This is a genomic window from Streptomyces sp. NPDC050674 (assembly GCF_040654575.1).
GTDB lineage: Bacteria > Actinomycetota > Actinomycetes > Streptomycetales > Streptomycetaceae > Streptomyces.
The window spans coordinates 1-2,305 of sequence record NZ_JBFAIG010000051.1 but is presented as its reverse complement, the minus strand read 5'-3'; the positions used below and the strand labels follow the sequence as shown (position 1 = coordinate 2,305).

Sequence of the window (2,305 nt, the reverse complement as noted above, 5' to 3'; positions counted from 1 at the left end):
CATCACGAAGTTCACCAAGTTCAAGAAGCTGGCCGAGGTCGGTGAAGCCCTCGACAAGGCGTCCGACGCGGCGGAGAAGGCGCGCAAGGCGGCCAAGGCGGGTGATACCGAGGGGGCTCGGAAGGCAGCGAAGGAGGCCGACGAGGCAGCCGACGCGGCAGAGAAGCAGGCCCGCGAGTCGGGCTGCACCATCGCGGCGCCGGCTCGCCGGATCCCGTACGGCGGCAACCCGCCCGGGACCACCACAGGCGTCCTCACCGGCTCCTCCGGCACAGGCACCACGATCCTTGCAGCCGGCCCGTCCGAGTCCCCGTACGTCATCCTCGCCGAGGACGGCTGCGACGAGGAGGCCAAGGCGGGGGCCCAGGATGCCCGGGAGAAGGCGGACGAGGCACAGCAACTGGCGCTGGAGGCCCAGGCGGAGGCGGCGAAGGCTGCCATCAGGCAGGGCAGGCTCAGTATTGACGAGCGCAACATTGACGACTTCGTCAAGAACGCCAAGAAGAACCCTGGAAAGAAGGAGATCGGCAGGGATCAGGCGGCGGCCGCGCTCGGCGAGCTCACTGATCTCGCAGGACGCAACAACGTCGACCGGGCGGGCGCGAGCAAGCTCGGCTCCGAAGTGACTAACGCGCGTACCGTCAGCAGGCTCGAGGAGATGCTTGCTGAGGTGCGCGGTGTGCGGCGCGCCTCGGAGGACGCGGCACCCGACAGCACCGTGCACACCGCCGTCGGCTCGGAGCACAACCGGCGTCAGGTGGAGGTCGCGCCCGGAGAAACCGTGGATGTGTCGAACGTGCCGGACGCCGATGTCCTGTACAAGGGGAGGGACGGCAGGGTGCACCTGGTCGAAGTGAAGAACACGGTGAACCCGACGCGTCAGCCGGAATTCGTCGGGAAGATCAACACGCTCTCCGAGTGGAAGAAGGCGAATCCGGGCACAACGACCCGAGTCGAGATCGACAAGCCTGATAAGTGGACTGAGGTTTTCCGGCCCATCAAGGGTCAAAAGGTCTCTCCTGCCCAGCTTATGAACGAGAAGGGAGTTGACGCTCGTATCGGTGATGCGAACTTCACAGCCAAGCAGCTGGGTGACATGCAGCGGGCGCTGGAAGCGAAGTACAGTCGAGGCGAGGAAATCGACTGGAAGCGGTTGAATGACAACCCCAAGGGGGCATTGGATTATCTGGGTCTGGAATAACAGTATGATGCGGTGAAGACGAGGAAGGAGGGTGACGGCTCGTAATCCGTCACCCTGTGCCGCACGACTGACGCCCCCAGGTTTCCGCTCAGCCGCCGAACCAGACGACGAGGCGGACGTTGTCCTCACCATGGAGTCCGGCCAGGATGCCCATCACATTCCACACCGGTAGCCATGGCCCGTCGGGTGGTACCAGGTCGCGATAGGCAGGGGAGACAGGCCGGTACACCTCGTCGCCGAGCAGGAGCTCTCCGTCGGCGGGCCATCGGGAGGGTGCGATGTTGCCTTCTCCGAATGTGGCGGCGGCCGAGTCGTACAGCTCATCCGGGAGTGTGGTCAATCCCATGGGCGTGAGGGATCCTTCATGGGCACGGGACCAGTGGCGGACCCAATGCCGTGACGGTCCGTCGGTGCAGGGGGCGTTCCAGTCGACAGCCTGCAGTTCACGCCACGAGAACCACGAATGACTGTGGCCCTCGAAATCGTCGGCGTCTCTTCGTGCCGTGTCCGACATGCCTTCAGGGGCTCCGCGGTCAGGGAAGAGAGCTCTGACAGGCTCCACACTCCGGACGTCGAAGAGTGCTGACCACGACATGTAATCACGGGCCCAATAAAGGTGTCGGAGTTCGGAGAATGGCTGCCACGACGCGTGTTCAGCGCCATAACGTCCAGACTGGGGCCTGCATTCAAGCCATCCATACAAGTCGGTACTCATAACAGTGACTCTATCTAATCTGGTCGTTGACTGAGCTAGGACTGGCTATGGACCCCGCCCCCGATTCCCGCCGCCGAAGGCGACTCGGGCACCGGGGGAGGTACGGGCGGCCACTACAGCCGCGGAGGTCCGTCCTAGTCGGCTCGGATCATCACCTACGAGGGCGCCGGTCCGAACGACACCATCCCGCTCGCTCCGGGCCCGTTCGAAGACAAGTCGCTCTGGGACGACGTACATGACCAGGAACGCCACGACAAGACCTTCATGGACCACGTCCGTGGCTTCTTCGTCGCTCCGACCAAGAGCTTCCTGGCCGACACCATGGACGTCGTCAGCGACCCGGTCGGCTCGGTCAAGGACACCTGGAACGGTCTGAAGGGCTACACCAC

General features: G+C 64.2%; 1 protein-coding gene and 1 pseudogene. One reads left to right on the top strand and one right to left on the bottom strand.

Annotated features, from left to right (window positions below; all coding sequences use genetic code 11):
• A pseudogene (locus AB0I06_RS34215) lies at positions 1–1,201 on the top strand (hypothetical protein); the annotation flags it as partial.
• 88 nt (positions 1,202–1,289) lie between these two features.
• Here the strand turns inward: AB0I06_RS34215 and AB0I06_RS34210 are convergent.
• Positions 1,290–1,715 carry a hypothetical protein gene (locus AB0I06_RS34210; protein WP_363122760.1) on the bottom strand — a complete coding sequence of 142 codons (426 nt, stop codon included), beginning with the start codon at positions 1,713–1,715 and terminating at the stop codon, positions 1,290–1,292.
• Between the last annotated feature and the right edge of the window lie 590 nt (positions 1,716–2,305).